We start from the raw sequence: 22,928 nt of genomic DNA, 5'->3' as shown, positions 1-22,928 counted from the left end.
GATTTTGTTAAGCCACGAATTTTATCAATTATAGCAAATCACTGCGTATAATTAATCCGGGGGAATTTGATCAATTCGTGGCAAACAATTTTAATCTGTTGAATATTTCTTTAGCCACGAATTACACAAATTTACACAAATCATTGCGTGTAATTAATTCGGTGAATTCGAGTAATTCGTGGCAAATAATTTTAATCCTTTGAATCAGTGAAATCTGTGGCATTTTTTGAACACGAATTACACCAATTTGCACCAATCGTCGCGTTAAATTAATTCGTGAAAATTCGAGCAATTCGTGACCAACAATTTTAATCCTTTGAATCAGTGAAATCTGTGGCATTTTTTAAACACGAATTACACTAATTTGCACAAATCGTTGCGATGAATTAATTCGTGAAAATTCGAGTAATTCGTGGCCAACAATTTTAATCCTTTTGAATCAGTGAAATCTGTGGCATTATTTGAACACGAATTACACTAATTTACACAAATCGTTGCGTTAAATTAATTTGTGAAAATTCGAGCAATTCGTGACCAACAATTTTAATCCTTTGAATCAGTTAAATCTGTGGCATTTTTTGAACACGAATTACACTAATTTACACCAATCGTTGCGTTAAATTAATTCGTGAAAATTCGAGTAATTCGTGGCGAACAATCTTAAATCCTTTAAATCCGTGGCATTCCTGGTTTGTATTTTAGAATAATTCAAAAACAGCTTCTACTTCTACAGGGATATTATCAGGTAAAGAGCCCATTCCTACAGCGCTTCGTACTCCAATTCCGTTTTCCTGACCCCATACCTCAGCAAATAATTCGCTGCAGCCATTAATTACATAAGGATGTCTTAAAAAATCTTCCGTACAATTTACCATACCAAGGACTTTTACGACTCTTTTTACTTTGTTCAGGCTTCCGAAATTGGTTACAATTGTAGAAAGCATCGTCAGACCAACTTGTCTTGCGGCCAGTTTTCCTTCTTCAATGTCCATATCGTCGCCAATTCTTCCGATGATTAAGGATTTGTCGTCGCGAACCGGACCGTGTCCTGACAGGTATAAATATTTACCATCAACTAAATAAGGTTTGTAAATACCAAGCGGCTGTGGTGCCGGTGGTAAGGATAAGCCTAATGTTTCAAATTTTTCTTGTGGTAATAAATTCATGATATTAATGTATAATTGAGTTTAAAATAAAAACGAAAATGATTCCTAAAACCGATACTAAAGATTCCATGACGGTCCATGATTTGAATGTATCTTTCAGGCTGATATTAAAATATTCCTTAAACATCCAAAAACTAGGATCGTTTACATGGGAGCACATTAAGCTTCCGGCTCCTACCGCTAATACTAGTAGATTGGGGTCTAGGTTATTGGCTTGTAATAAAGGTAGTAAAACGCTGGCAGTCATTAGGCCGGCAGCTGTTGCAGAACCAACACAAATACGAATTATTGCAGCCATCATCCAGGCCAATATATAGGGATGAATGCTTGTTTGTGTTAGCAAATCAACAATGGTGTTGTTAACGCCGCTGACGATCATGACTTCTTTTAAGCTTCCTGCACCACCAACAATTAAAACGATTAAGGCAACATCTTTAATGGCAGTTGCGTAATCATCCATTACGGATTTTAAGCTTCTGTTCATTCTTGTACCTAAAGTGTAAGTGCAGATCAATAGTGAGATTAACATTATAATGCTAGGTTCACCAAGTGTTTTGCCTATGTTAAGAGCTGTTTCGTTGTTAGTCAAAAAGGGTAATAACGAGGTCAGTGTTAATCCAAAAACAGGAAATAGCGCAGAGAATATACTAACGGAAAAACTCGGAAGTTTGCCTTCGTTTGCAATTTCTTCTACATTTAAAATTTCTTGATTAGATTGTGTTTTAATGTTTTTAAGCAAATTTGAAAATAACAAACCGGCAATGAAAATAGTCGGTATAGCGATTATAATTCCATACACCAAAACAAGGCCAATGTCTGCATTTAAAATACTGCTCAATGCCATTGGTGACGGATGGGGAGGCAAAAAACCGTGCGCTACTGAAAGTGACGCAAGCATAGGGATTCCTAAATATACTTTTGATAGTTTAAATTGATGGGCTACTGAGAAGATTAATGGAACTAACAAAACAAACCCCACACTATAAAATAGAGGTATCCCAACAATAAATCCGGTAATCATTAGGCCTAAGCGGACGTATTTTTTACCTGTCCATCCCATAACAGTTTTAGCAATAACATTGGCTGCTCCGGACGAAACAGTGAGTTTTCCAATGCAAGTTCCAAATACGATGATCAGCGTTATGGAGCCTAACATTTCGCCCAGACCTTTTTGCACTGTCTGTGATAAAGTGTCTATCGGCAGGCCTAAAGTAAGACCTGCTAATAAAGCTGTGATAATAAATGCGATAAAAGGATTGATTTTAAACCAGGCAATTTGCAGGATTAAAAAGGCAATACAGGCAGTAAGAATTAAAATGCTCATTTATTTCTATTATATTATTTATCCCACCATGTTCTTGTTGTGAATGTGTCTGCTCCCTGGCGTTTGATGGCTTCAGCTAAGTTAGCTGAATTCACCGAATATTCGCTTACAGGGTATCTCAAACGTCTTGGTATTGTTCCGTTTGTGACATTGCCGGGAAAGTTTACCGGTACCAGAGCAGGGTAACCTGTTCTTCTCCAGTTCGAATAAATTTCCTGCTCATCTACAAACAAAGCGACCCAAATCTGAGAGTGTATTTGATTCATTTTTTGCTCAAAAGTTCCTGCCGCGTTAAAAGGATTAGCTGTTAAATAAGGTGTTGCATCCGTGATGGCATAAGTTGCACCGTAAATTCCCATATTAAGGAACGATGCTTTAACTCCTTTTTCATATAAATCTTTATCCGTTTCGGCAGTGTACCAACCTCTTGCTGCAGCTTCTGCTAAATAAAGATTAGTTTCGGCATTGCCTAAGATTACAAGAGGGGCGTCATATCTAAAAACGGTACCCTGATTTGGCTCAGAAAAAGTGGCTTGTTCTATTGCTGTTGGAGGTGTTTTAAGTCCGTTTGGAAAACCTTTTTGAACGTCGGCCGCAGTGTTTTGCGTTGTTCCTTGCCAAACACCTGAGTAAACACTGATCCTTGGGTCAGCTGTAGCTTTTAGTACATCGATAAACGTTTTGGCCAGTTTCCCGCCTTCCACATTTTTTTGACCAAAGGAGTCTTTTGTGAAATCAATACTTCTGGAATCAATACCGGCCGGGTTTCTGTTAAAATCATTTGGACCATCTGTATATTTCATAAGTGCATTGTCGGTTCCGTTTACAATTACACCACCGGCGATGGCTTTTGTAACCCAGGTTTTGGCCAATGCCGGATCAACTTTTGTTAATCTTAACCCTAAACGAAGCATTAAAGAGTATGAAAATTTCTTCCATTTGGGGATATTACCGTCATATATAAGATCGGCTTTGCCAAAGCTTGTTTTTGCAGGGTCTAATGCGGTCGCAGCTTCATCAAGTTCTTTTAATAAATCTTTGTAGATGAATTCCTGACTGTCGTATTTAGGAAGAAAATGTTCATTCGAATATGCCTTCGCCGCTTCCGTATATGGAACGTCTCCGTACAAATCGGTCATGCGGTGGTAGATGTAAACTTTCCAGATTCTTGCAATGTTAAGTCTGTTGCTGTCAAGAGGATTATTCTGTAGTAAATTAATCACCGTTTGAACCTCATTTACTGCAGTTGGATAACCTCGATTGAAATACGCAGAATAGTATACCTCGTTGCTCAGGTATTTATCTCCAACACCGGATGCTTCTTTGTAAGTGGCATAATGTTGCAACATACCCCCACATTCTAAAACATTGGTAAAGAAATAATTGTTGTTTAATCCGTCCAGTTGTGATTGACTGAATATGAAATTTGGATTGGCTACTTCAACAGAATTAGGGTTCGTGTTTATTTCTTCAAAATCTTTAGTACAGGCTGTCATGCTTCCTAAAAGTATACCTGCTATATATAAAATAGATGTCTTTTTCATTTCTTTGTACTTTAAAATTTAACATTTAAACTTAAACCAAAACTTCTTGTTCTTGGTACTCCAAATTGTTCTACACCTTGAGCATTTCCGGCACTAAATACCGATTCCGGGTCTACGTTTGGTGTTTTCTTGTAAAGGATGAATAAGTTTCTCGCGATAAAGGAAACAGAAACACCTTGAAGTCTGGAAAGGCTTTTGATCTTTTCGATTGGTAACTGATATCCGATGATTACTTGTCTTAATTTTACAAAACTGGCATCGTAAACAAAATAAGAAGAGATGTTTCTTAATCCGTCATAGTAAGTTCTTAAGTTTTCCGGTGAAATAACCATGTTAACCGGATTTCCACTAGGATCTACGCCCGAAATTGGCAATCCATTTTCACGACCTTCTAAAGTCATTTTGGTTAATCCCATACGAGTTCCGTACAAATCTGTACCGGAATATAAATCTCCTCCAAATTTACCATCAATTAAAAAGCTGAATGATACTGATTTGTATTTGAATTCATTACTAATACCTGCTGCCCAAGGATGAACTCCCTGACCTAATTCTTCCAGAGGACCTTGTGCTACTGTTGCAGTACCGGCACTAACATTGTATACTGTATTGCCGTTAGCATCTTTTAAAGGTTTGTATCCTTTTATAATACTGTAAGGACGACCAACATCACTTGCTATGGTAACGTATCCGTTTACAGAAGTTGCCATTGTGATGGAGTTTAAGTGATCTGCAAGTGCTTCAACTGTATTTTTGTTGTAAGATCCATTGATGCTGGCATCCCACGAGAAGTTTTCTGAGTTAATGATTTTTCCGCTTAATAAAACTTCAACTCCTTCATTTCTCATTTTTCCAAGATTCAATAAGGCAGTTCTGGCTCCTGATGCATTAGAGATGGTAGTTTCAACGATATCATTAGTGGTTACACGGTTGTACCAGGCTAAATCAAGATTCAAACGATTGTTGAAAAAACCGATATCTGTTCCTACTTCAAACGTTGTGGAAGTCAGTGGACTCAACGTAGAATTTGGAACTCTTGAACCCGTTGTACCTTGTAATTGTTGACCGTTATGTCCTCCCTGAATGATAGAATAAGACTGATTTAAAGCGTAAGGATCCGGAGTAGCACCACCAACTTGTGCCCACGAAGCTCTTAGTTTAGAGAATGAAATCCATTCCGGCATTTTTACAAGATCAGATAGGATAACACTGGTTCCAATTGAAGGGTAAAAAATCGTGTTGTTTTCTGATGAAAGAGTCGAGAACCAATCCTGACGTCCTGTAAAGTTTAAGAAAACGACATTTTTATAATCTAAATCAGCAGCTGCATAAACCGAGTTTGTTTTGGTTTTTCCATAAGGATAGCTGTAAGTTATAGTAGCTAAGTTTGTTAGCGAGTAGAAATTATCCAATACAAAGTTGGATCCGTCTATTCTGATTTCGTCTCTCAAAGAAGTACGGGAATTGACACCAATTAAAGCGTTTAAAGAAAAATCATTGTAAATGTTTTTCTTGGTATAATTAAGGATTGCTTCAGAGTTGACATTAGACAACTTTACTTTTGAACCTTGTCCGTATCCAACAGGATTGTTTAAACTTGTTTTTGGGATATAACCATAGAAATCATAATTGGTAAAATCTTGCCCGATTCGTCCTTGAAGGAATAAGTTAGGAGTAAAATTTACTTTTACGTTTAACATTCCGATGAAACGGTTTTTGGTATCGCTGTTTTTAATTTGATTAACTGCGAAGTAAGGATTGGTGGCAACGGCAACAGGGTTCCAAGGTGTTTCAATACCATTTGGACCATATCCCGGAGAAAGATTTCTGATGTCTACGGTGTTGGCAATCATATAAGTTCCCCAGTTTGGATTTGCCTCGGCATCAGAAACGGTTGTTCTGTTGTCTGTTTTGTCAATGTTGTATTGCGCTACAACATCAAATTTTAGCCAATCTGTTAAATTCACATTGGTCGAAATGTTAACGCTTTTGCGATTAAAGCTCGAATTAGGAACAATGCCTTCATTGTCCATATTCATTAGTGAAAGACGTCCCGTTGCTTTTTCACTTCCTCCCGATAAAGCGATAGAGTTGATGAAGGTTGTTCCGGTTTTGTAGAAGTTTTTAATATTATCTTTTTGAGGGGAGTAAGGTCTTTTTACACCATCAAACTGAATAACATCTGATCCGTCCATTTTTGCTCCCCAGGACCAACGTCCGAATTCTATAGCTTCGGCTTTTGTTGTGGGTTTTTTGCCCAAAGCACCGGATCCGTATTCGTATTGCCAGTCCGGTTTGATAGACGGAGTTTCAAAAGTAAAAGAGCTATTGTATTCTACACCGATTCCCTTTTGTGCTGTTCCTCTTTTGGTTTGGATTAAAATAACACCATTTGCGGCATTTGCACCGTACAAAGCAGCAGCAGTTCCTCCTTTTAACACAGTAATACTTTTGATGTCATCCGGATTTATAACAGATGTTCCGTCTCCTCTGTCTACGTTAATTCTTGGAGATCCCGCTCCGTTACCGATTCCGGGCAAGTTCAGTTGGGTGTTGTCTATAGGTAAATCATTGACAACATACATCGGTTGGTTGTTTCCGTTTAAGGAACCATTTCCACGAATTACAACTCTCGTTGATCCCGTCGGGCCCGTGGCAGTGGCACTAACGTTTACACCGGCAATTTTTCCGGCTAAAGCATTCGTGATATTAGTCTCTTTTGCTTTCGTAAATTCGGTTCCCTTAAGTTCGGTTACCGCATAAGATATGGCTTTACTGCTTTTTTTAACTCCTAATGCAGTTACTAAAACTTGTTCCAGAACGTTTTCAGCTGGTTTTAGGCTTATAACAATATTTGTAGTGCGTTCCAGATTGTATTCGGTCGTTTCATAGCCCATGTATGAGATGATGATTGCAGTCTCATTTTCCGGAACATTTAGTTTAAAATTTCCGGATTCATCCGTGATGGTTACTATTTTGTTATTGCTTTTTGCAATGATGGTGGCTCCTGCAATTGGCATTCCGTCATCTTGGCCTTTTATCTGACCCGTAATTTCAATCTGACTGCTTTTTTGTTCAATAAGGTGCTTTTTAATTGCAACCTCGTTTGCATTTGCTGAGAGGATCATTCCTCCAACAAACACTAATGAAATTAGCTTTGTTTTCATAATACTTTGGTTTTCATGTTTTTTTTTTTGGTTTAGTCGGCAATCAAATATAGAAATTAATTTTACAAATTTGCATTTTTTTTGCACAAAATGCATTTTTTTTGCAGATTTTTTTTCTGAAGTATTTTTTTATTCCAAAAGAAGTGTTGTTTTTAGTGGTATTTTGAGAAATTTTTGCACAGAATGGTTTTCTGCGAAAAAAGTAATTTTGGCTGAAAAATCGTATTTTTTGATCGAAAAGGGGTTCGATAGACGCTGGTTGAAACCAATGGCAATTCAAAAAAAGTACCACCCATAATTCGGTGTGAATTTCGAGTGGTACTAATAAAAAAAGGAAGTATGTGATTTTTATAAAGGCTTGTAAATTAATCTACATCCCACCAAACTTTGGCTAACCAACTATTGTTGTTGTATTTTGCACTTGCAGCTAAATAGTTGTCTCTGTTGCTTGTGGATTCTTCTATTGGGTAAGGCATTCTTGTTGGCATAATTCCGTTAGTTCCGGAGGCAGGACGCGTAATTTTAATCAAAACTGGAAAGTCAGTTCGTCTGTAATTGGTATAGGCTTCTATTCCGTTTAAAAAGAATGTTAACCATTGTTGCGTCGCAATTTCTTCCAGTTCTTTTCCGGGTGTAAGATTTTTGGTTGCCAGAAAAGTGTTAATTGCCGCATTATCAATTATACTTTCGTCTTTAAATATAGACCATTGTCTGATTCCTGCTTCAATTCCTTTTTTGTAATAGTCTTTGGCGTCTCCGGTATACAGTCCTTTAAAAGAAGCTTCGGCTAGAAGAAGCATTACTTCAGAATAAGTAAAATGAAGGTACGGAGCGCTATTTTCGTATAAATAAGGTTGGAGTTCTGACAGGTTGTTGCTCGATGGTAAGTGATCCCATCTGTAATTATTCGGATTGATTCCTTCGTAAATCCCGTTAGGATTTAGTCGAAACCATATTTTTTTTCGGGGATCATTACCTAATAGGTTCAGGATGGTAATGGTTGGATGATCGTATACAGGACCGCTGCCTTTTAGTCCCTGTGATACTCCGTTACCGTTGTTCAAAGCACCTGCCGTTTCCGGAAGTGTTGCGTCATGTTTCATGTAGCAATTGTCGGCGTTGCTTGTAAACAGTCCATTAGCAACGGCTTTTAAGATTTGTTCTTTTGCCAAAGCGGGGTCTACTTTTGAGATTCTCATGGCGCAACGAAGTCTTAATGCACTAATCATTTTCTTCCATTTAGCCGCATCGCCGGCATAAAACAGATCTCCTTTAGTAGGGATAGATTGGGGTTGCATTTGATTTTGGGCTTCATCCAAAACTTTAAAAAAATCGGTATAAATGTCTTTTTGACTGTCGTATTTTGGATAGAAAATTTTCTTGTAATAACCTAAACCTGCTTCAGAATACGGAATGTCTCCATACAAATCGGTTAAGCGCTGAAAGGTCATTACTTTTAATACTTTTGCCATTCCGTTTAGATTGTTGAACTCTGGTTTTCCATTGGTTTTTTCCAGAACATCAACAAGGTTACGTACGAGTCCACCGCCATAATTTGAAATCCAAAGCGCTTCTTGGTATTCTCTGGATGCAATAAAAAAAGAACCATAATTGGCAACAGGCCAAGATCCGCCAAGATGTTGAATAAATCCTTCTCCGTAGATAAGATTTGCTCTCCATTGTTCAAACCAGCCACCCGACATTGCGGCTTGAATTCCCGTTAATTGTGTTGAAGGGTCTACCGATACGAAAGTTTCCGGATTGGTATTGGTTTCTCTGAAAAGATCGTCGTCAGCACAATTAGTTGTGGTAAGTACCAGAATCATTCCCAGTACATATTTTGTTAACTGTTGTATATATTTTTTCATTTGGATCAAATTAGTGGATTAGAATGATAATTGTAAGTTAAAGCCATAAGATCTTCTGTAAGGAAGAGAACCATATTCAAAACCTTGACCGTTTCCGTTTGTATAAGTAGATTCCGGATCGATGTTTGGAACTTTAGAATAAACGGTCCATAGGTTTCTTCCAATTACTGAAAATTTAAATCGGTCAAATCCGGTTCCTTTTAACCATTTTTTAGGAAGGTCATAACTAATAGAGGCTTCTCTCAGTTTAACATAGGATGCGTCATAGATGAAGGGTTCCGGAGTGGTGTCATCTCCGTACAGATTTCTCCAATACGTTTGAGGATTCACCGGTGTAGTATTGTTTTGGTATCCGGTTACATTGCCGTTGATGTCTTTAATTTCGGTTACCCCGTTTACAATAAGTCCTGCGCCGGGAGCTAATTGCCCGATTTCTGTTGGCGTTTTTCCTGCTGCAATTTGTTGGGCAACCCATGCATTGAATTCTTCTCTTCCTTCGATAGTTACATCAGATAGTCCTGTAGAAGCAGCAAGAGCATTGGTCATGGAATACATTTTGCCTCCAAATTTCATGTCAAAATTAGCTCTAAGACTTATTCCTTTATAAGAGAATTCATTAATAACCCCTCCAATCCAGTCGGGTGCAGTTTTCCCTAAATTTTCAAGGGTTTGCGTTAATATAGGATTACCCTTGTCGTCTATCAGGATTTGACCGTCAGGTGATCTTTGAAATTTTTTCCCATAAATCTGCGTAGAGCTTTCTCCTACTTTTGCAACAATTTGTGCGCCTGCCCATCTTGCATTAGAGATTACTTGTAGGTCTGTTTTGTCTGTTAATTCCAGTAATTTGTTTTCGTTTTTCGCAAAGTTAAGCGTGATATCCCAGTTGAATCCGTTAGGATCTCTGAAAATACCGGCCGTTACTAAAGCTTCAAAACCTTTATTTTCAACCGTACCCGCATTCGCATTTGCTCCTACGAAACCGGATGTTTGTGAAGTGTTTAATACAATTAATTGATTTTTTGTTTTGGTGTAATAGTAGGATAGATCTAGTTGCAAACGGTTTTTAAAGAATCCTAAATCGATTCCCGCTTCATAACTGGTGGTGAATTCCGGTTTTAGAGCATTGTTTGGGACAATGTTGTTTACTACTGAACCGATTGGGTTTCCTAATAAAGGCTTTGCTTGTATGTTGTAGTTGAGGGCAGTTGAATAAGGTGCTTCCAGTGCTTTTGCAGTTCCTGCCCAAGAGGCTCTTATTTTTCCAAAGGTCAATACTTCGCTGGTAATGTTTAAACCATCAGTAAAAATAAAACTGGAAGATACAGACGGATAAAAGTACGAATAGTTATTGTTGCCGGAGGAGCTTACTGCTGAGGCAAGCGTTGAATTCCAGTCATTACGACCTGTGAAATCTAAGAATAAATAGTTTTTGTAATTGGTTCTTAAGTAGGTGTATACGGAGCGCACCAGTATTTCATCATTGATTTTGGAGCTGGGAATACCGGAAAGAAAATTCGATTGTTTGTTTATTCCATTAGTAATCATGTTTGTGAATACATTTCCTGTAATGACTCTTTGGGTATTTCGTTGATTAGCACCGGCACCTAAATTGATATTAAAATCACCGAATGATTTCTGAGCATTTAATAAAACCTCTGTGTTGTATTCTTGAAAGGTAGTGTTGCTATTGGCCAGGTATCCTGATTGTCTTTGTGACCAGGTGGTTCCGGCATTAACAAAATCGGAGCTTTCAAATGTAAAACGGTCAATTCCTGCTCTTCCTGTAGCGTTTAGCCAGCTGTTAAGTGCATAAGTAGCGCTGAAATTACCCAGTATTCTGTTTTTCTGTGTTTCGTTTTTATTTTCGTTTAATACAAAATAAGGGTTTAGTCGGTTTGGATCTGCATTCCATGGGTAATACGTGCCGTTTTCATCCTCATAGTTTTTTAGCCAGGACTGGTCAATGTTCGGTGCTATAGCGGCTACTGATAATCCAAGGTTACCGGCATCGTCTGATAGGGAAGGTCTGTTGTCTGTGTTTTCTGTAATGTAGGTAAATTTGGCGTCTAGTGTAAGTTTGTCGATCTGCGAATTAAAACCTAATGTAAAAGTGTTTCTTTTTAAAGCACTTTTAGGGATAACATCAGTAGCATCAAGATTAGAGTAGTTCAATCTAAAGGCCGTATTATCTCCTCCTCCGGATAGACTAAAGCTATTGATCGCAGTTACTCCGGTTCTGAAGAAGTCCTTGATATTGTTGTTTACGTTTTGATAAGGTTTGTAGGATCCGTCAAAGATTCTTACTGTATTGTTGCCGGCTGATCCGAATTTTGGTCCCCAAGCGCTGGTGGTGGCATTTCGTCCGTTTGCAATATCGTTGGTATTTGGAAGCAGACCGTTTGATCCTGTACCGTAGTCTCTTTGAAAATCTTTGTAGTTGGTGCTGATTTTGTCAAAAGTAGTAGTGCTGTTCCATTCTGCTTTTAAAGAGTTTCTTTTTCCTTTTTTGGTCGTAATAACAATGACTCCATTGGCGCCACGTTCTCCATAAAGCGCACTGGCAGCTCCTCCTTTTAGCACAGAAATATTTTCAATGTCATCCACGTTTAAGCTCGATAATCCATCTCCGTTATCGGCTCCTTCGGCATATCTTGCGGATTTAGAATCTGTTATTGAGGCTAACCCGGTGTTTCCTAAAGTAACACCATCGACAACATAAAGTGGCTGGTTGTCTCCGCTAATCGATCGGTTTCCTCTTATGACGATGCGGGAACTGGCTCCGATACCTCCTGTGGTTTGAGAGATGTTTACCCCTGCTACTTTTCCGTATAGAGATTGTGCGACACTTATTGTCGGGTTGTCGGCCAGGTCTTTTCCTTTTACATCCTGAAAGGAATAACCCAGTTCTTTTCTTTCTCTTTTTATGCCAAGTGCAGTAACTACAACTCCTGAAAGAACTGTTGCGGGAGCTTCTTTTAGTTGTACGTTAATGGTCGCAACGTTATCTATTGTGATAGCTACGGTTTCCAGTCCTAAGAACGAAACGATAAGGGTTTGCCCTTTTTCTGCCTCAATAGAGAATTTACCATCGAAGTCGGTGGTGACACCTTTTTTCTCATTTTTCAGGAGCACAGTGGCTCCGGGTAGTGTTATGCCATTAGAATCGGTAACAGTTCCTTTGACAGTTTTTACCTGTCCTGTTGCGATTTGCATAGTAAAAAATAGTATAAATATTGAAATAGTTTGTTTCATTATCTTGGTTTTAGTTAGTGGTGGGTTGTTGATTGATGTGTTTTGGTGTTAAAGCGTTTTTAATTCGTTTGATTTCGAGATTTTCTTACAAACAAAATGTAGTGTTTTCTCTATTGGTTTAATGCGGCCTGTGCTTTAATAGTACAGCACTCAACACAGCAGTTCTACCTGTTAAATTTTTGTTTTATGCTTTTTTATTGCATAATATTTTACAATTTTTCGTAAATGATTTTACGGGTGTATTGCCTGATAAACGGGGTGTTTTTTCTCATAATTGAATGTTTTTTAAGGGGTTACTTTTTTTATTCGCGGTCAAATATATATAATTTATATCCATTATAAGCGATATTTTTGCAAAAATAATGCAATATTTTTGCAATATTATTTTTGTTAATGTTGTTTTTCTCTTAAAAATCCGATGTTTACTGGGTTTGCTTCCTTTTGGGTTGGGGTTTTGTAAAACGGGAAGGAGGATTGGTTTTTTTATGCTTTAAAAAAAGGTATTTTTGTAAGATGAAAATTGTACTTATTCAATCAGACCTATATTGGGAACAGCCTGATAAAAATCGAAATCATTTTGAGCAAAAAATCAATGGAATTACGCAAGCAGTTGACCTGATTGTGCTTCCCGAAATGTTTTCGACCGGATTTACTATGAATGCGAAAGCAGTCGCCGAAACGATGCAAGGCGAAACGGTGCACTGGATGCAATCTTTAGCAAAGCAAAATAAATGTGCTATTACAGGAAGTTTGATTATAGAAGAAAATGGGCAGTACTATAATAGAATGTTGTTTGTTTTTCCGGATGGAGAAATGCAGCAGTATGATAAACGTCATTTGTTTTCGCTGGCCGGAGAAAACCAATTTTATACCGGTGGAACCCAGAAAGTAATCGTGGAATATTTAGATTGGAAAATCTGTCTTCAGATTTGTTATGATTTGAGGTTTCCGGTTTTTGCAAGGAATGTAGAGAATTACGACCTGCTTTTATACGTTGCCAACTGGCCGAAAGTTCGTATAAATGCATGGGATGCTTTGCTGAAAGCGCGTGCAATCGAAAACTTAAGTTATGTAGTGGCGGTAAACAGAGTAGGGTTGGATGCGAATAAGTACGAGCATGTCGGTCACTCCCAAGTGATAGATTTTCTCGGGAATCCTGTTTTAGATCCTGAAGAAAACGAAGGTGTTTTTGTGGTTGAAATTGATAAAAATACAATGCTCGAAACCCGTAAAAAACTCGATTTCTTAAGTGATAGGGATGATTTTACTATTACGATTTAATGAAATAAAAACTTTAAGAATTAGTCCAAAACGGTGATTTCTTCCTTTGAATTTTTAATGCGAATTACAATTTTTGTGTATGCCCATCCTGTTCCTTTTTTGAAGGCTGTGATATCCAGTTTGCCTTTGGTTTTAGTGCCCTGTATTCTAACAGAAGAATGAACAGAATTATAGCCTGTAGAATACGAGGTGTTTCCTTCTAAAATGGCTAATTGGTCAAGAGGTGTTATAGTGCCAATAATTTTTAAAACTTCCTGATTCGAGTTGGCTTTTTGTATAGCACCTTCAAAGAGAGAATTATCGGAATAGGCCTGAATAATATCAGTTGTACTCCCTGCAACATTTGACGATAGAATAAATCCAAAGCTTAGAATTGATAGTATTGTTAGTGGTAAAAACCATTTCCAGTTTCTGCTCCACCAGCTTTTTCTTAGCACTAATTCATTCTCTGTTTTTTCCATTTTTTAGTCTATTGTTGAATTTAGTTTAAAATTAGTGAAGTTTTAAGTTGAAGAAGGAATAAAAACACCTTCAATAGGAAATGATATTGAGAGATTCTCTTCGAAAGATCCGATTGATTCTAACGCAATTGCGATTTCTCTATAAAAAAATAAGCTCTCGAAATCTTTATTTTGAGAGCTTATTTTATTTTGATCGAATACTTTTATTGAACTAAAAGTTAGAAGGCGGTCTTTTTCTTTTTTGCTTCTTCTTTTTTCTTTTTATCGTCGACTTTTTTCTCCAGTTCAGGATTGTACTGAATGCTTAAGTCAAAATCCTGTGACCAATCCCAGTTGCTTCTCACGTCAAAAGCTTCCTGTAGATAATTGATTTCTTCAGGGTATTGTTTTTCCAGATAGTTTCCGGTGTCGTATATTTTATTTTTATTGTCATCATAAATTACACGAATACTAAATGAATCGGGCTCTATGTGATTAAATTCAAAATTGGTTTTGCTTTCAGAATATTCCGTTGCGATGATCTTATCTCCTTTTTTGTTTATCAATTCTACAATAATCGGAAAACGTTTTACATTTCGTAAATTCAATTTAAGATTGGCGTAATCTTCGTATTCTTTTGTGGTTAATTTATACGATAAAGTATCGTTCGTTTTTTCGTAAAAATCGGTCAAAGCTCCCGGGAAAAAGGTGAAATTGTACTTTTCCAGAGGTTCTCTCTTAAAATCTACATAGAGTTTCTGATCGAATTCATCATATTCAGTAGTAAAATCAACTGCGACAGAATCCTTGTTGATCAATTTGATTTTAGATTTGTCAAATTTTACCAAAGGTGTTTCGGTCTCTAAGGTAAATCGCTCAATGAAGTTGATTGTTCCGCTTTGTACCGCCTTTATGTTTAAGGTGTCTTTTTTCTGGTCTTTGATTTTAAAAGTGAATTTTTTCTTGTAATTTTCTCTTTCAATCTCCATCGATAAGGAGTCGGTTTTTATGGGTTTGTACCACACCTGTAAGGAATCCTTTTTAGGGAACTGTGTTACAATCGTCTCCAGAATTTCGGACTTGTTTTTAAGTACAATTTTTGGCTTTTTATTTTTGAAATTCTGTTTTCCGTCGTAAGGGAGGTACAGTCTGTTTCCGGAAGCCTGTATCGGTTTTAAGGCTTTTAACGGAACGGTTTCTTTGAATAATTCCAGTTCAAAAACAGTATCGTTTGGTATTGTAATGTAGTTTTTCAGAAACCCGATTTTATCTTCTTTAGGGTTGAATTTGTTGTTGTTTCCTTTGTCTTTTAAGGCTACCAAAAGATATTTTCCGGCTTTTAGATTTTCTAATTTAAAAGTTCGTAAACTGTCCAACGTGTTCGTGATGTATCTCGGATTTTGCTTGTAAATTACAGAATCTTTAAAAGTATCGTTGACTTCGTAAAGCATTACAGAGACAAAATTGTCGACGTTTTTCTCGTAGGCATCTTTGATTGTTCCGTTAATAGAAAGCGAATCGATATAACTGCCCGTAGAAAAAACGTACTTCAGCTGGTTGTATGGATTTCCTTCGTTGTTGTCTGTTATACTTTGTCCGAAATTTAAACTGTACGTGGTATTAGGTTGTAAAGCGTCTCTAAATTTTATGTTTATAAATTTACTGGCATTAGAGGGTGTGATTATCGGCTCTTGTTTCATTGGTGGCGAGATAATCAGCTGTTTGTTGACGTTTTTAAGTTTTATGTATTCGTCAAAAGTCAGGGTGATTTCCTTTCCTGTGAAATTAGTCGTGAAATTTTTCGGTGAGCTGTATTTTAAAACGGGAGCCAGGGTGTCTTTTAATCCGCCCGTTATGCTGCCTCTTTTGGCGCAACTCAACATTAAAAAGACTAATAAAAGTGAAATATATCTGAAGTTGTTTTTCAACATAACGTTTTTAAATTTGATTGCACAAAATAACGATTATATTTGCTTTAATTGAAATTTTTTATCCATTTATTAGGATTTCAGGCTTTTGTTTCCGCTGCTTTTTTATGCTTTCAAATAATGGATTTGATATAATTTCTTATTTTTGACATTAAATGTAATTTTTCCAAGTTTTGATAAAAAAAGTTTTTTGGGGTATGTTGGTTTTTTTACTCTTCTCCTGCAGTAAAAATGATGAGCCGGCAATTGCCTTTTATTATTGGAAAACAATCTTCAAATTGTCTGAAACCGAAAAAGAGATCCTGGAAGAAAATAAGGTAACAAAGCTTTATATCCGTTATTTTGATATTGGTTTACAACCTCAGACAAAGGAGCCAATTCCGATTAGTCCGATACGGTTTCAGGGAAATGTCGCTAATTTTAATGTTGTTCCGGTGATTTTTATTCAAAATAAAGTCATGTTGCAATCTAATTTAGATGTTGAAAACCTGGCCAAAAAAGCAGTTCAATTAGTAGAGGAGATCAGTGCTGTAAATAAAATTGCCTTCCGGGAAGTACAAATTGACTGTGATTGGTCTCTAAATAGCAAAGACAATTATTTGAAATTTGTGGAGCGTTTTAAAAAGCTTTCGCAGAAAAAGCTTTCGGCAACGATTCGCTTGCATCAGGTTAAATATTTCAAAAAGACCAAAATTCCAAATGTCGATTCCGGTGTTTTGATGTATTACAATATGGGATCCATTGCGCCCGATTCATTAAATTCTATTTACGATCAGAAAATTGCAGTGCGATATCTTAAGAGTTTGAAAAAATATCCATTGCATCTCGATTTTGCTTTGCCGATATATTCGTGGGGAGTCCATATCAGAAATCAAAAAGTGATTGGTTTGCGTTCTAAATTGAGTTTTAGTGAACTTCAAAAGGATGAGAATTTTGTGCAGATAAGTGCCTTTTTTTTCAAAGTAAAACAATCAAACTACAAAAATGGAGTTTTTTATGAAGAAAATGACCTGCTGAAAATCGAGGCCATTACTCCCGAAGATTTGAAACAAATGGCGAAGGAGTTGGGTGAAAGTACCGCACAAGCGCCAAAAGAAATTATATTTTACGATTTAGACGAATTCAATTTAAAAAACTATGAAAAGAATATTTTTGAGCAAGTTGTTTCTTGTTTCTAGTGCCTCTTTGCTTTTTGCATACGGAATAATTTATGCCTGTGGAGGCGGAGACGATTGGGATTATTTTGGTTATAATTCGAATTTTACACCGGAGACGTTTGCAGATAAGTCCTATGCACCGCTTTTTTTGTCGGGAGATTTCTTCTATGGAATCGGTTCTGATACCGAGCACAATTCGAGGTTTAATGACAATATTAAACTGGATTGGGAGAATTTTTTAAAGGGAAAGGCAGATGCTGCGACTGTGCGTTATTTTCTGATAGGTCCTGATGAAGAAAGGGCATATGAGGACCGTAATAAACCCTTAAAGAATAAAGTTGAAATTGAGCAGCTTCATGTTTTTTATAAAACGAAAAAAGAGAATAAGACTTCGCTTAAATGGGGAAAAGTAGTGAGTCTGAAAGAGGTTAAAATCAAAAGTTTTATTGAATTTTTGTATTTGGCACAAAAGATCGAAACGGTTTCTATCGGCGAGGATTATTGGAGTTATGACCCTGTTGTGGCTAAAACATTCAATGACAAGAAAATGATTCAGTCAATTGAAAATGTTTACAATATGACTTCAGATCCGTTTCTGAAAAACAGGTATTGGTTTCTTACTGTGAAAGCACGATTTTATAGTAATGACAAGCAAAAAGCAATTCAGTTTTTTAATAAAACGGAAGCTTCAGTTTCTAAAAACACCTTGTATTACAGGGCTCTTTCGTATGTTGCGGGAATAAATTATCAGCAAAAAAAGTATGCGGTTTCAAATTATCTGTATGCGCAGGTTTTTGATAAATGTCCGGAGTTGCGAGTGGTTACGGCTTATTGTTTTCATCCGCAGAATGTTGCTGATTGGAATAAATCTTTAGCAATGGCTAAAAATAACAAAGAAAAAGCGGCACTTTGGGCAATTCACGGCTATTATAAAGATGAAAAACAGGCTATTGAAAAGATTTACGCATTAGATTCAAAAAGCGAACATCTGAATTATTTGCTGACACGATTGATTAATATAGAAGAGGGAAAAATAAATTATTCGTTTCAACAAAATATGGGGGATAATGTTCCTGCCAAATTGCAAACGGTTGCAGAGAACAGAGTAGAAAATTATGCTAAAATGGATCAAACTGCTTTTGATTTAACAGCAAAAATTGCGGCGGCAGGGAATACAGAGAAACCTTATTTGTGGGATATTGCGCTGGGCTATTTACAAACTTTAAAAGGAGATTTTGCCAATGCAGATAAGAATTTTGATAAGGCGGCAAAAACACTTCCGAAAACAGAACTGGCAGGATATCAGTTGAGGTTGTTGCGTTTTGTGAATACGCTGAGTAAAATTGATAAATTGACAGATCAAAATGAGAAAACGATTCTGGCTGATTTGAATTGGTTGTATCAGGAGCTTCCAAAAACATACAAAGGACAAGAGTTTCGTTATGAGAATGCAGTGTTATGGAGTAAAAATTATTTGGCAGCGCTTTACAAAGCAAAAGCAAATCCTGTAATGGCGGAACTTTTTGGTACTTCTTCTTACGGTTATTGGAATTCGGGTAATGCTTTTTATGATAACGAAAAAGAGCTGTTGGAGATGAAGGCATTTTTGTCTAAATCCAATAAAACCGAAATAGAGAAAATTGGGGCTGGGATTTATGGCTTTAAATTAAAGGATATCAATAATTTTCAGGCTGTTCAGGCCACTTTTAAGAATAAAATTCCGGAGGCAATTGCTTTTATGCAACAAACGGACTCGGTGCAGTATCGTACCTTTTCAGGAAATCCGTTTAATGGAAACATAAAAGATTGTCATGATTGTGATCATGTGGCTTATCAAAAAAAGAAATATTCTCAGCTTGAATTCCTGAATACTATAAAAACCATGCAGGATAAACTGGCTCAGAAAGAAGATGTTTATACCAATAGTTTGTTACTTGGGAATGCTTTTTACAATATCACTCATTTTGGGAACGGAAGAAGTTTTTATGAAATCAATATTGTAGGCTACGGCTCGAGTCCTTATTCTTTTAGAAGTGCAATGAAAGGAATGATCACGGATTGTACTGTTTCAAAAATGTATTATCAAAAAGCCTTTGAAGCCGCGACAACAAAAGAACAAAAAGCAAAATGTGTCTATTTAATCTCCAAGTGTGAACGAAACGAATATTACAACAACAAATACAATAAGGTAAACAGTTGGTGGGAAGTGGAGGACGATAAGATTAATTTTATTGCCTGGAATGGATTTAAAGCACTGAAGAAAGAGTATTCGGATACGAAGTATTATCAGGATGTGATTGCAGAATGTGGTTATTTTAATACGTATGTGAATCAATAATAAGGAGCAGGTTTAAATAATAGTAAAAGAAATGGTAAATAAAATAGAACATATCGGAATTGCAGTAAAAAACATGGAGGATGCCAATGTGTTGTTCGAAAAATTACTGGGCGTTCCGTCATACAAAATGGAATCGGTAGAGAGTGAAGGGGTTTTGACTTCTTTTTTTCAAACAGGAGTTAATAAAATCGAACTTTTAACGGCCACAAATCCCGAAAGTCCAATTGCGAAGTTTTTAGAAAAAAAAGGAGAAGGAATTCATCACATCGCTTTTGATGTCGAAGACATACAAGCTGAAATAACACGACTGAAAAACGAAGGCTTTGTGCTGATAAATGATGTTCCGAAAAGAGGAGCCGATAATAAATTAGTAGTTTTTCTACATCCAAAAAACACAAATGGGGTTTTGGTGGAGCTTTGTCAGGAAATAAGATAAAAAAATGTGTTTTTTTATTCCTGAATAAGCCATTGAAAATCAATTGTGTTCTGTGAAATAAGGGTGGCAGTTGCAAATTAAATAGAAAACATCTCTTAAAATATTTGGAGTGAATGAAAAATAGTAGTAATATTGCAACCTCAAACCGGTCCTATAGCTCAGCTGGTTAGAGCACCTGACTCATAATCAGGTGGTCCCTGGTTCGAGCCCAGGTGGGACCACAGAAAAGCTTCATAAATTTTATGAAGCTTTTTTTATTTGTAAAACTTGCATTTAAATGAAATTCTTATACATTTGCCAATAATTTTGAGCGTAAACACTTGTTTTTGTGAGAATTATAATAAGAAAAATAATTTTAATAATGTACTCTGCTGTTTTTCAGCGTATTGAAAATTATGAAGATATCTAAGCCTATTTTTTTTGTATTTCTTTTGACCTTGATTAGTATTTCGAGTGTTAGGGCTGAGGATGGTCCTCCTGAACCAAGGGCGAGGACTAGTAAGACGGCTGCAGGGCCTCCGCCTCCGCCGGATGGGCCTATTGATCAGAATTTAATAATTTTAGTTGTAGGTGCTTTGTTTTTGGGGGCACATACTGTATATAAAAATAGTTATAAAAGAAAAGCTTCAATGTAAATTGAAGCTTTTCTTTTATATAGGATGTTTTAGATACTATTTGTTTATCGAATAAAGTCTTGAAATGTATTTTCCTACTACATCAAACTCCAAATTAATCTTTGTTCCGATTTTAAAGTTTTTAAAATTGGTGTTTTCGTAAGTGTACGGGATTATTGAGACACTAAATTCATTTGTTTTTGAATTTACAACAGTAAGGCTTACTCCGTTTACGGTTATAGATCCCTTCTCGATAGTAATGTTGCTGAGGTTTTTATCATACTCGAAAGTGTAATTCCAGCTTCCGTTTGCTTCCTGTATGTTGGTGCAGGTTCCAGTCTGGTCTACGTGGCCTTGTACAATATGTCCGTCCAGACGATCTCCGAGTTTCATTCCTCTTTCCAGATTTACGATGTCATTAGCTTTCCAGTCACCTATATTGGTTTTTAGAATGGTTTCTTCTATTGCGGTTACCGTGTAACAGTTGTCTTTTATGGCGACAACAGTTAGGCAAATGCCGTTATGAGAAACGCTTTGATCGATTTTTAATTCATTGGTGATAGAAGACTCAACGGTTACATGAAGGTTGTTTTGGTCTTTTTGTATTTCGTGAATTCTTCCTAGGGTTTCTATAATTCCTGTGAACATTGTTGTTTTATTTTACTAAATTTGCACATCAAAATTAGTAATAAATAAACTGAGCACATGAATAAAAAAGCAGAAAATATAATTGTTGGAATTTCAATAGGAGATTTAAACGGTATTGGAAGCGAAGTTATATTAAAAACATTCGAAGATTCTCGTATGTTGGAACTCTGTACGCCGGTTATTTTTGCTAGTGCCAAAATACTTTCGTTTGTTAAAAAAAGTGTGACTTCTACTATTCAGTTTCATGGGATAGATAAATTAGACCAGGTGGTGACGGGAAAAGTGAATGTCTTTAATCTTTGGAGAGAAGGTGTAGATGTCAATTTTGGAACAAATGATGTAAAAATAGGGGAGTATGCTGTAAAATCTTTTGTTGCGGCTACAAAGGCGCTAAAGGATGGATTAATTGATGTTCTGGTTACAGCTCCTATTAATAAATACAACATTCAGTCGGAAGAATTTAAATTCCCAGGACATACCGATTATTTAGAGCAAGAATTAGAAGGAAATGCCCTTATGATGATGGTTCAGGATAATTTGAGAGTTGGTTTACTAACGGATCATGTACCGTTGAATGAGGTTTCGTCTCATTTGACAGAAGAATTGATTACTAGAAAAATAGAAACCATTAAAAAGTCCTTAATTCAGGATTTTAGTATTGTGAAGCCAAAAATTGCAGTTTTAGGGTTGAACCCTCATTGTGGTGATGGCGGAGTGATCGGGAAAGAAGATGATTTGATTTTAAAGCCGGTTTTGAAAAAAATATTCGATAAAGGAACTATGGTTTTCGGACCATTTCCTGCAGATGGATTTTTTGGAAGCAGTCAATATGAAAAATATGATGCTGTTGTGGCAACTTATCACGATCAGGGACTTATTCCTTTTAAAACGCTTTCGTTCGGTAAAGGGGTTAATTATACAGCAGGATTGAATAAGGTAAGAACTTCGCCGGACCACGGTACGGCTTATGATATTGCCGGAAAAGATGTTGCAGATTACAATTCATTTAAAGAGGCTGTTTACCTTGCGATTGATATTTTTCGCTCGCGTAATCAGCATGAGGAGATTACTCAAAAACCTCTTAAAATAAAAGAAAAACAGTTATAAACAAAAAAAGGTGAATAAGATTATTAGTTTTATAATAATTTTATATCTTTGCACCCCAATTCAGGTATCTGAGTTTTAGATACCGGTTGGATAAATTGATGTTGAAATGAGCAAAACAAAAGAATTTTTAATTCCTTTCGTAGGATTAAAATTAGGAAAACACCATTTTGAGTATCAAATAAGTAACGCGTTCTTTGAGAACTTTGATTACGACGAATTTCAAAGTTCGGATATCAAAGTGGCTTTAGTTTTAGATAAGAAAAGCAACATGATGGAGTTGGATTTCAAACACAAAGGAACGATAAATGTACCTTGTGATCTGACAAGCGAAGAATTTGATTTGCCTATAAAAGGGAAAATGAAATTAATTGTTCGCTTCGGAGATGAATTCAATAACGATAATGAAGAGTTGTTGATCTTGCCGCATGGAGAGCATGAAATAGATGTAGCACAATACATTTATGAGATGATTGCACTTTCGGTACCGCTAAAACGAGTTCATCCAGGAGTAAAAGACGGAAGTTTGCAAACCGAAGCTTTAACAAAACTGAATGAATTAACCGTAAAAGAACAAAAAGAAGAGAGTAAACAAGAAGAAGATATTGACCCGCGTTGGGACAAATTAAAGAAACTATTAACGGATAAATAATATAGT

At 36.5% G+C, this 22,928-nt stretch carries 15 protein-coding genes and 1 tRNA gene; 7 read left to right on the top strand and 9 right to left on the bottom strand.

The genetic code is table 11. The features are described 5' to 3' along the window. Positions 1 to 698: 698 nt before the first annotated feature. From LNP23_RS03245 to LNP23_RS03220, 6 genes are all read right to left on the bottom strand, one after another. Positions 699 to 1,166 carry a RidA family protein gene (locus tag LNP23_RS03245; protein ID WP_047776773.1) on the bottom strand — a complete coding sequence of 156 codons (468 nt, stop codon included), beginning with the start codon at positions 1,164 to 1,166 and terminating at the stop codon, positions 699 to 701. Between the two features lie 4 nt (positions 1,167 to 1,170). Next, on the bottom strand, positions 1,171 to 2,490 hold the full coding sequence (locus LNP23_RS03240) for a gluconate:H+ symporter (RefSeq protein WP_047776775.1): 1,320 nt from the start codon (positions 2,488 to 2,490) through the stop codon (positions 1,171 to 1,173). 14 nt (positions 2,491 to 2,504) lie between these two features. Continuing rightward, positions 2,505 to 4,034, bottom strand: a complete 1,530-nt coding sequence (locus tag LNP23_RS03235; protein ID WP_230003710.1) for a SusD/RagB family nutrient-binding outer membrane lipoprotein — start codon at positions 4,032 to 4,034, stop codon at positions 2,505 to 2,507. A gap of 11 nt (positions 4,035 to 4,045) precedes the next feature. Further along, positions 4,046 to 7,201: a SusC/RagA family TonB-linked outer membrane protein gene (locus LNP23_RS03230; RefSeq protein WP_230003708.1), complete on the bottom strand. Its 3,156-nt coding sequence runs from the start codon at positions 7,199 to 7,201 to the stop codon at positions 4,046 to 4,048. Between the two features lie 365 nt (positions 7,202 to 7,566). After that, on the bottom strand, positions 7,567 to 9,069 hold the full coding sequence (locus LNP23_RS03225; protein ID WP_230003706.1) for a SusD/RagB family nutrient-binding outer membrane lipoprotein: 1,503 nt from the start codon (positions 9,067 to 9,069) through the stop codon (positions 7,567 to 7,569). A gap of 18 nt (positions 9,070 to 9,087) precedes the next feature. Beyond that, positions 9,088 to 12,324 carry a SusC/RagA family TonB-linked outer membrane protein gene (locus tag LNP23_RS03220; protein WP_230003705.1) on the bottom strand — a complete coding sequence of 1,079 codons (3,237 nt, stop codon included), beginning with the start codon at positions 12,322 to 12,324 and terminating at the stop codon, positions 9,088 to 9,090. 513 nt (positions 12,325 to 12,837) lie between these two features. Here LNP23_RS03220 and LNP23_RS03215 point away from each other — a divergent pair. Then, positions 12,838 to 13,605, top strand: coding sequence for a nitrilase family protein (locus LNP23_RS03215; protein WP_230003703.1), 768 nt, complete (start codon positions 12,838 to 12,840; stop codon positions 13,603 to 13,605). Between the two features lie 20 nt (positions 13,606 to 13,625). Here LNP23_RS03215 and LNP23_RS03210 read toward each other — a convergent pair whose 3' ends face one another. Next, positions 13,626 to 14,066, bottom strand: a complete 441-nt coding sequence (locus LNP23_RS03210; protein WP_230003701.1) for a cytochrome c oxidase assembly factor Coa1 family protein — start codon at positions 14,064 to 14,066, stop codon at positions 13,626 to 13,628. Positions 14,067 to 14,284: 218 nt separating this feature from the next. Next, positions 14,285 to 15,976, bottom strand: coding sequence for an Ig-like domain-containing domain (locus LNP23_RS03205; RefSeq protein WP_230003700.1), 1,692 nt, complete (start codon positions 15,974 to 15,976; stop codon positions 14,285 to 14,287). 194 nt (positions 15,977 to 16,170) lie between these two features. Between LNP23_RS03205 and LNP23_RS03200 the strand changes: the two genes are divergently transcribed. The 4 genes from LNP23_RS03200 to LNP23_RS03185 all read left to right on the top strand — a co-directional run bounded on the left by LNP23_RS03200 (position 16,171) and on the right by LNP23_RS03185 (position 20,125). Further along, on the top strand, positions 16,171 to 17,151 hold the full coding sequence (locus LNP23_RS03200; protein WP_319624898.1) for a hypothetical protein: 981 nt from the start codon (positions 16,171 to 16,173) through the stop codon (positions 17,149 to 17,151). After that, entirely contained in the window at positions 17,111 to 19,468 is a 2,358-nt protein-coding gene (locus LNP23_RS03195) for a hypothetical protein (protein ID WP_230003696.1), read from the top strand. Before LNP23_RS03200 ends, LNP23_RS03195 begins: the two co-directional genes overlap by 41 nt. A 31-nt stretch (positions 19,469 to 19,499) precedes the next feature. After that, on the top strand, positions 19,500 to 19,904 hold the full coding sequence (gene mce, locus LNP23_RS03190) for a methylmalonyl-CoA epimerase (protein WP_230003694.1): 405 nt from the start codon (positions 19,500 to 19,502) through the stop codon (positions 19,902 to 19,904). A 147-nt stretch (positions 19,905 to 20,051) separates the two neighbouring features. After that, positions 20,052 to 20,125: transfer RNA gene (locus tag LNP23_RS03185), tRNA-Ile, on the top strand. Positions 20,126 to 20,575: 450 nt separating this feature from the next. Here LNP23_RS03185 and LNP23_RS03180 read toward each other — a convergent pair. Next, a complete protein-coding gene (locus tag LNP23_RS03180) occupies positions 20,576 to 21,166 on the bottom strand; it encodes a riboflavin synthase (RefSeq protein WP_047776818.1) in 591 nt (196 codons plus the stop codon). Between the two features lie 57 nt (positions 21,167 to 21,223). Between LNP23_RS03180 and pdxA the strand changes: the two genes are divergently transcribed. Both pdxA and LNP23_RS03170 read left to right on the top strand, forming a co-directional pair. After that, positions 21,224 to 22,273: a 4-hydroxythreonine-4-phosphate dehydrogenase PdxA gene (pdxA, locus tag LNP23_RS03175; RefSeq protein WP_230003693.1), complete on the top strand. Its 1,050-nt coding sequence runs from the start codon at positions 21,224 to 21,226 to the stop codon at positions 22,271 to 22,273. A gap of 106 nt (positions 22,274 to 22,379) precedes the next feature. Then, positions 22,380 to 22,922 (top strand): YceD family protein, encoded by a 543-nt coding sequence (locus LNP23_RS03170; protein ID WP_047776821.1) that lies wholly within the window; start codon positions 22,380 to 22,382, stop codon positions 22,920 to 22,922. Positions 22,923 to 22,928: the final 6 nt, after the last annotated feature.

Origin of the sequence: Flavobacterium cupriresistens (assembly GCF_020911925.1) — a bacterium.
Classification (GTDB): domain Bacteria; phylum Bacteroidota; class Bacteroidia; order Flavobacteriales; family Flavobacteriaceae; genus Flavobacterium; species Flavobacterium cupriresistens.
The sequence above is the reverse complement of the archived record's forward strand: the minus strand, read 5'-3'. Positions and strand labels throughout refer to the sequence as shown.